Genomic DNA, 7,727 nt, shown 5'->3' on the forward strand with positions numbered 1-7,727 from the left:
CCCAAAAACTCCGAAAAACCCGGTTTCTCAGCCTCACCCAAAGCCTCCAGAAACCGGGTTTTTGCGACAATACCTAACTACAACCCAAAATCTCGGAAAAACCCGGTTTCTCAACACCCCAAAAAAATCCTCAACAAAATTCCCCCCATCTCAGCTATAATCAAAACCATCCTCTCCACCCCCACATACCCGCCATGAGACACTGGCCCCCGAACAACAAATACACAACGGCAAATACATCATCGAAGCCATCCTCGGTGGCGGCGGATTCGGTGTCACCTACCGCGCCCAAAATCCCAAAGAAGACAAATAAACTGGGAAGCAACCAGAGATTGATTGTATAATAATTGAAAATCAGCCTAATTATTGTACTTTGTAAAATCATGTACCCAGAAAGACATTGGAGAAAACTACTAGACGAAAAAGTCAACAACCAATACCACCTCCAAGAATACCTAGGATGTGGAGGATACGGAGCCGTATACAAAGCAGATGAAGTAATCAGAGACAGACTAATCAGAGAAGTAGCAATCAAACTAATCGCCCCAGAAGAAGATGAAACCAAAGCCGAAAAACAACTAACAGAACTAACAGCAGCAGTCAACCTGCAACACGAAAACCTCATCCGCAGCTACACAGCAGGCGAATGCGAAGTCAAAGAAGACGAGTATTTATTCATCGCAATGGAAATCGCCGAAACCACCCTAGAAAAACAACGAAAAACCGGGAAAATCTCCCCAGCAGAAGTGGGAGAAATAGTCAAAGCAACAGCAGCAGCATTAAACTACCTGCATCAATCAAATCCGCGAAAAGTACACCGAGACATCAAACCAGCAAACCTGCTATATGTAGTCAATACATGGAAAGTATCAGACTTCGGATTGCTGCGAGAAATCAGCGCCAAAAAGTCAGGTAGAACCAGCGATAGAAGAGGTACAACCTTATACGTTCCCCCGGAAGCCTACGACGGAGTAGTCGCAACAGGTTGGGATATATGGTCTTTGGGAATTATGACAGCAGAAATCCTGACAGGAACCGCGCCATTTACCGCAGATACAGAAGCGCAGTTAATGAAAAAGATTATGGAAGAAGAGCCAGAAATAGACTGGTCAAAAATACCAGAACCATTCACGGCCATAATCAGGGGATGTTTGAAAAAAGAGCGAGCAGAAAGATGGACAGCAGAACAAGTATTGACAGCCTTAGCACCTTCCCCTGAGCCGAAACAGGGTGCTAATGAGGTACAATTGATTTCAGCCGTGGGGATGGATTATATAAACTTGCGGAATTTATTGGCGGCCAAAAAGTGGCGAGAAGCCGATGAGGAAACGACAAGAGTGATATTGAAAGTGGCGGGTAAGGAGGAAGAAGGATGGCTGGATACAGAAAGTATTGATAATTTTCCCTGCGAGGACTTGCGTACTATTGACCAACTTTGGGTAAAATACAGTAATGGGCGCTTCGGCTTTAGCGTGCAGAAGCGCATCTATCAAAGTCTGCCGTGCGGGAAGACTCCGGCGGAAATATGGGAAGCGTTTGGGTATCGCAGTCCCGCGAAGATTCCTAGGGAAATATGGGAAGCGTTGAGGTGGTATCGCGTGTATCGCGTTTATGCGCCTATCCATATAGGTTGGCGTGGTTGGTTTTTATCATTATTAGAATTCAACACCAAAGCACCAGAAGGACACCTCCCATATAGTGGGCATGAGTGGTATCTCTTCTCTCGCGTCGAGACTTGTAAAGTGTAACATCTAAGCGTTTCAGAGTTTCGTTAAGATTTATAACAGAGGCTAAAACCACGAAACCTTTTGCGCTGTCTACGTTTCCGATACCTGGCACTGACCAGACTGAGCCAAAATGTTGCCAGCGACTTGTGGGTTGTAACAATTAGCAATAACAAATTTTTCTGCCACCGCTAAAATTTCCGGGTCTTCCGCATCCAAGAAACCGGGTTTCTGCGATAATTTACGCATCATCACCCAGATTCAGGAAGAAACCCGGTTTCTACCTCCCCACCAACAGCCTCCAAACTCCATAAGCACCGCGCTACATCCAAGAAACCGGGTTTCTGCGAGTATCTAAACATCCTCACCGAGATTTAGGAAGAAACCCGGTTTCTGAGCACCGCGCTACATCCAAGAAACCGGGTTTCTGCGATAATTTACGCATCATCACCCAGATTCAGGAAGAAACCCGGTTTCTGTCGCCCAACCAACAGCCTCCAAGAATCGAAGCAAAGCCAAAGAATACTTACAGGAATTACGCGCTGTGGCCAAAGAAACCGGGTTTTTCTTGAATCTGTGACGGGAACGATATATTGTTGTAAAAAACCCGGTTTCTGAACTTACACATTGTGGCCAAAGAAACCGGGTTTTTCTTGAATCTGTGACGGGAACGATATATTGTCGTAAAAAACCCGGTTTCTCAACCCCCCGCGTCCAGGACTATAGCTGTTTGTGTTATGATATATTGAAAAAGCAGATTTTACTGAGAGGTGAATCGATGCCAACATTAACATTAACCGATGAGCAAGTAATTGAATTAGCTCAAAAATTACCCGATCGCAAAAAACACGAATTATTAAAACTATTGCTGATGCAGCCTTGGGAATCTTGGGCAAAGTTAACCCATGATGGCCCAGAAAAAGCGCGACAGGCTGCGGCACAAAGGGGAAAAGACTGGGATGGAATGACAGAGGATGAACGGGAAGAATTCATTGATGAATTATTGCATGAGGACTAACTCTTACTCCCCCCCTTAGCAAGGGGGGGCTGGGGGGGGTTAAAATACCAGCAACCAACAATAAAATCCTATATAACAATGACAAAACTCTACAACAAAAGCTCTGAGAAATTTAAGCGACAGAAGCTTCGCAGAGAAATGACGGAAGCGGAAAAGGAACTATGGAAAGGGATCAGAAACAGACAGCTTGAGAATTGTAAATTTCGCAGACAATATAGTGTAGCAGCATTTGTGCTAGATTTCTATTCACCAGAAATCAAGTTAGCACTGGAAGTTGATGGTGACAGCCATTTTGTGGATGGCGCTGTAGAATATGATGCAGAAAGGCAAGAGTTTATTGAGTCGGCAAGAATTCATTTTTTGAGGTTTACTAATGATGATGTTTATCATAATTTGGATGGGGTTTTAGAGGTGATTGTGGAGGGGATTAAATCGTTGAGAACATCGGGTGTTTTACCCCCCCCAGCCCCCCCTTGCTAAGGGGGGGAGCAAGAGTTAGGAGGGTAGATTAGATTTAATCGTTTATTGCATCAATTCTTTTACCCCCCCCCAGCCCCCCCTTGCTAAGGGGGGGAGCAAGAGTTAGCCCTTTGTTAAGGGTGGGGAGCAAGAGTGTCTATAATCCAAAATCCAAAATTCATAATTCACAATCTATATGACTTCAAAAGTTACCCTCACCATCACCGCAGGCAATCTCAAAGGTAAAGAATTTATCTTTGACACCCGCACAACTTGCATTATTGGCCGCGCCAAAGATTGCTACCCCAATATTCCCGATGACGACCAACACCGCACGATTTCCCGCTATCATTGTTTGCTAGATATTAATCCTCCCGATATCCGCATCCGCGATTTTGGTAGCAAAAATGGTACTTTTGTGAATAGCAAGAAAATTGGTCAGCGAGAAGCTCATCAAACTCCCGAAGAGGCGGCTCAAATTCAATTCCCAGAGTATGATTTGGGGGAGGGAGATGAATTTACACTCAGCGATACTTCTTTTCGAGTTGCTGTTGCCCTTGACCCGGAAAATGCCAAAACAGCCCAACAACAATCACCCCCTACTATTCCCTCAAATCAAGAGAATCTGTGGGAAATGCTCAAAGCTTTTTTGTTGAAAGCTGTGGGCGGTCAAAATAATATTGGAGTTCTCGGTGATTATGTTTTGCTGAAGGAGTTGGGTAAGGGTGGTTTTAGTTTGGTTTATTTGGCGCGACACAAGCAAACTAATGAAGAAGTTGCGCTGAAGGTGATGTTACCAAAGGTGGCGGCGAATCAGCGGGCGGTTAATTGGTTTTTGCGGGAGGTTGATAATACTAAATGTTTGAAACATCCCAATGTGGTAGGATTTAAAAAATCTGGTTATGCTGATGAAACTTTCTTTTTTACGATGGAATACTGCGAGGGTGGTAGCGTTGTTGATTTGATGCAAAAACGCGGTGTCAGCACTTTGCCGATCGCTGAATCTGTAGGTATTATTACACAAGTCTTAGATGGTTTGACTTATACGCACAATGCGGAAATTCCGAATGTCAGATTGGCTGATGGTAGTTTTGCTAAAGGACGGGGTTTGATTCACCGGGATTTGAAGCCGGGGAATATTTTTCTGGCGAATATTGGCGGGAAACAAGTTGCGAAGATTGGGGATTATGGGTTAGCAAAGGCTTTCGATCAAGCGGGTTTAAGTGGTCAAACTATGACGGGTTCTCAAGTGGGTACGCCGTATTTTATGCCGCGACAGCAAGTGCTTGATTATAAGTACGCGCAACCGGAGGTTGATGTTTGGGCGGTGGCGGCTTGTTTGTATGTGATGTTGACGGGATATTCGCCGCGCAATTTTGTGGGATTAGACCCGTTTCGGGCTGTGTTGGATAATGATGCGGTTCCTATTGGCGATCGCACTTCGTCAATCCCTCAACCGCTAGCCACCGTAATCGATCGCGCTTTAATCGACAATCCTGAAATTTATTACAAAAGTGCAGTAGATTTTAAACAAGCCTTACTAAACACTATATCATAAAATTAATGAATTTACGATTTTTATTGCAGTCTCCCGAAAATAAACCTCGTTGGCTTGTCCTATTTTTATTGGGTTTAATCGTCGCTTTCGCAATTGTCGTAACCACAGCTTATATCAAAAATAGTATAGCCCAAACCAGTAGTTTAGCCTTGTCTGTTGACGTTACAGCCGATCGCCATTCCATCAGCCCCGACATCTATGGTATGAATAATTATGCCATAGATCGGACCTTAGCCCAGGAGTTGCGAATACCAGTGGAACGCTGGGGGGCTAATCACACCAGTCGCTACAATTGGCTTGTTGATTCCTCCAATGCTGGTGATGACTTTTTTTTCGTGGGTGGTGGGGACAATAAAAATCCTATTCCCGGCGATTCTATAGATAAAATCATCAAAACTAACCGCACCAATGGTAGTAAAAGTATTGTTACTATTCCCATGATTGGCTATGTCAATAAGTTTAGCACTTGGAACTGTGGTTTTAGAGTATCGAAATATGGCCCCCAAGAAAAAACTAATCCTTACATTTTTCCAGAAGGTGATAAATGCGGCAATGGTAAGCGTCCCGATGGTACTGTAATTACTAATAATAATCGGCTGGATGTCAGTATTGTTAGCGACCCAAATTTACAAAAGCGGTGGGTTCAACACTTAGTTAAAACCCACGGTACTGCCGCGAAAGGTGGTGTCCAAATTTACCAAATGGACAACGAACCAAGTGGCTGGGGAAATACTCACCGCGATGTTCATCCAGAACCGACGAGTTACGATGAATTGCGCGATCGCACTTACCAATATGCCTCCATGGTAAAAGCGACAGATCCTAGCGCTAAGGTACTAGGACCATCGGATTTTGGCTGGCCTGTCTATGTGGATTCTGGCGTTGAGGGCGATCGCCAAAAACACGGCGGTGTCTGGTTTGCGCGGTGGTATTTGCAGCAAATGCGCGCTTACGAAACAAACAAAGGTGTGCGGATTCTCGATTATTTTGACGAACACTATTATCCTTCGGCGGAGAATACCTGTATAGCCCTTTGTCCCGCCGGTGATGCCAAAACCCAAGCGCTGCGGCTGCGATCGACTCGTTCTCTCTGGGATGCAACTTATACTGATGAAAGTTGGATTGGAAAATACAATCCTCCCCTCACAATTCTTCCCAGGTTTAAACAGTGGATCAAGCAAGATTATCCAGGTACAAAACTGGCAATTACTGAATACAATTGGGGCGCTTTAGACTCGATAAATGGGGCTTTGACCCAGGCAGATATCCTGGGCATTTTTGGGCGGGAACAAGTGGATTTAGCTACGCTCTGGGGACCTCCTCAGTCATCGGAACCGGGGGCTTATGCTTTCCGAATGTACATGAATTATGATGGCAAAGGTGGTAAGTATGGTGATACTTGGGTGCGCTCCCGTAGCACTAATCAAGGACTTTTATCAATCTATGGTGCTCATCGGAGTATAGACGGTGTTTTGACCCTGGTAGTTATTAATAAAACTCCGAATAATATCACTAGCAATTTGAGTTTGAAAGGGTTTAATCCAGGGGGTAAGGCTCAAGTTTATACTTACAGCAAGGCGAATTTGGGGGCGATTGTGCGTCAGAGCGATTTGGGTGTCAGCGCTGCGGGATTTGGGGCTACTTACCCAGCTAATTCTATAACTTTGGTGGCGATTCCCAAGTAGTTATAATTGAGGGATAAACTATTTTTTGACAATCGCAATTAACTAAGCAGTTAATTGCTTCTATATTTGACTCCAAACAGCATCTAGATGACTCTGGCTACCAACTAGATGCAAACTAGATTCAGTCCGGGCTGAATCACCCGGAGTCCTGAAGTATACAATAGAGGTTGCTGAACCGGCACACTGCCCGATCGCTCGCCCCCAGCAATTTGTTACCCTAACAGTAGAATCTCCCTTCCCTCAACTCCTCCCATGAACAACGCTTCTCCCCTGATTCAAACCGTTACACCCGAACGCTGGGCCGGCTTTAGCATGGACTTTATTGGGGCCGGTTACGCGGGTTTGGTGGTCAAAAACGGTCGCGTGGTGCGTACCCTGAAAGCGGGACGCCATTTCACCTTCGCCCTTCCCTTACTGGAACAGTGTCAAATTGTCCTGGTAGATACCAAACTGCGTAACTTGGACGTGCAATCCCAGGGCGATTTTTTGTCGAAAGACCGGTTTTTAATTGATGCTACACTGACAGTTATTTATCAAGTTATAGACCCCAAAAGAGTAGCTTTGGAATTGTCAGATCCCATCGCAGCTTTAGCAAGTGCTGTGAAAGATTGCATGGGAGTTGCGATCGGGCAAATTCCCCTCAACCAGCTTATCAGTCAAGGAAGGCTGTTGCTGCGCCAAAATTTGCTCGATCGCGTCCAAGATTTCTACACTTTAGGATTCACCTTAGAAGATGTCAGAATTGGCGATGTCAGCTTTCCCGAAACAAACGGAGTGATTCGCCAAGTTGAAGGAATGAGCGCCAGACAAGAAGCAGAAAATTCCGCCTCCCTACAAATGAGAATTGCCGAAGCAGGGCGGCCAATTCTGCCTCAAGCTCCCGTACAACAGTTAAACTTAATATCAGCTCAATCTCCTGCAAGTCTGCCAACTTCTGATAGCGCCGGATTCGATCGCGATTTACAAGAACTCACAGCACAACTGGGTCAAAATAGTTTACCAGCACCCCAGAATCGCCCCCAACTTGCACCCACGGTATTGGCAAGTAGCGATCGCCAAACAACCGCACACTTAGTATACAAACTTTCAGGACAGGCGATCGCCCTCACCGCCAATCCCTTTACCATCGGACGGGAACCGAGCAATACTTTAGTGTTACAAGATCCGCAAAGTTCCCGCTACCATGCTCAAATCCGTCGGGCCAATGACGAACAAGGAAAACAGCGGTATCAGCTTGTGGATTGTGGCAGTTCCAATGGTACTTTTGTTGGCGGACAAAGACT

General features: G+C 45.3%; 7 protein-coding genes. 6 read left to right on the top strand and 1 reads right to left on the bottom strand.

Features of this window, described 5'->3' with window-relative positions; translation table 11 throughout:
- The first annotated feature begins 383 nt into the window (after positions 1-383).
- Entirely contained in the window at positions 384-1,748 is a 1,365-nt protein-coding gene (locus AAFP11_RS12620) for a serine/threonine-protein kinase (RefSeq protein ID WP_341737390.1), read from the top strand.
- A gap of 69 nt (positions 1,749-1,817) precedes the next feature.
- On the opposite strand, the gene AAFP11_RS12625 is transcribed toward AAFP11_RS12620, so the two are convergent.
- Entirely contained in the window at positions 1,818-1,976 is a 159-nt protein-coding gene (locus AAFP11_RS12625; protein ID WP_341737391.1) for a hypothetical protein, read from the bottom strand.
- Between the two features lie 526 nt (positions 1,977-2,502).
- On the opposite strand from AAFP11_RS12625, the gene AAFP11_RS12630 reads away from it, so the two are divergent.
- From AAFP11_RS12630 to AAFP11_RS12650, 5 genes are all read left to right on the top strand, one after another.
- A complete protein-coding gene (locus tag AAFP11_RS12630; protein WP_096830435.1) occupies positions 2,503-2,742 on the top strand; it encodes a hypothetical protein in 240 nt (79 codons plus the stop codon).
- A gap of 78 nt (positions 2,743-2,820) precedes the next feature.
- Positions 2,821-3,222 carry an endonuclease domain-containing protein gene (locus AAFP11_RS12635; RefSeq protein ID WP_341737392.1) on the top strand — a complete coding sequence of 134 codons (402 nt, stop codon included), beginning with the start codon at positions 2,821-2,823 and terminating at the stop codon, positions 3,220-3,222.
- A gap of 175 nt (positions 3,223-3,397) precedes the next feature.
- Positions 3,398-4,759 carry a protein kinase gene (locus tag AAFP11_RS12640; RefSeq protein WP_341737393.1) on the top strand — a complete coding sequence of 454 codons (1,362 nt, stop codon included), beginning with the start codon at positions 3,398-3,400 and terminating at the stop codon, positions 4,757-4,759.
- A 5-nt stretch (positions 4,760-4,764) separates the two neighbouring features.
- Positions 4,765-6,444: a glycoside hydrolase family 44 protein gene (locus AAFP11_RS12645; protein ID WP_341737394.1), complete on the top strand. Its 1,680-nt coding sequence runs from the start codon at positions 4,765-4,767 to the stop codon at positions 6,442-6,444.
- A gap of 252 nt (positions 6,445-6,696) precedes the next feature.
- On the top strand, positions 6,697-7,727 hold a 1,031-nt coding region (locus AAFP11_RS12650), incomplete at its 3' end, for an SPFH domain-containing protein (protein WP_341737395.1).

Source organism: Microcoleus sp. CAWBG640 (assembly GCF_020883015.1).
Lineage (GTDB): Bacteria > Cyanobacteriota > Cyanobacteriia > Cyanobacteriales > Microcoleaceae > Microcoleus > Microcoleus anatoxicus.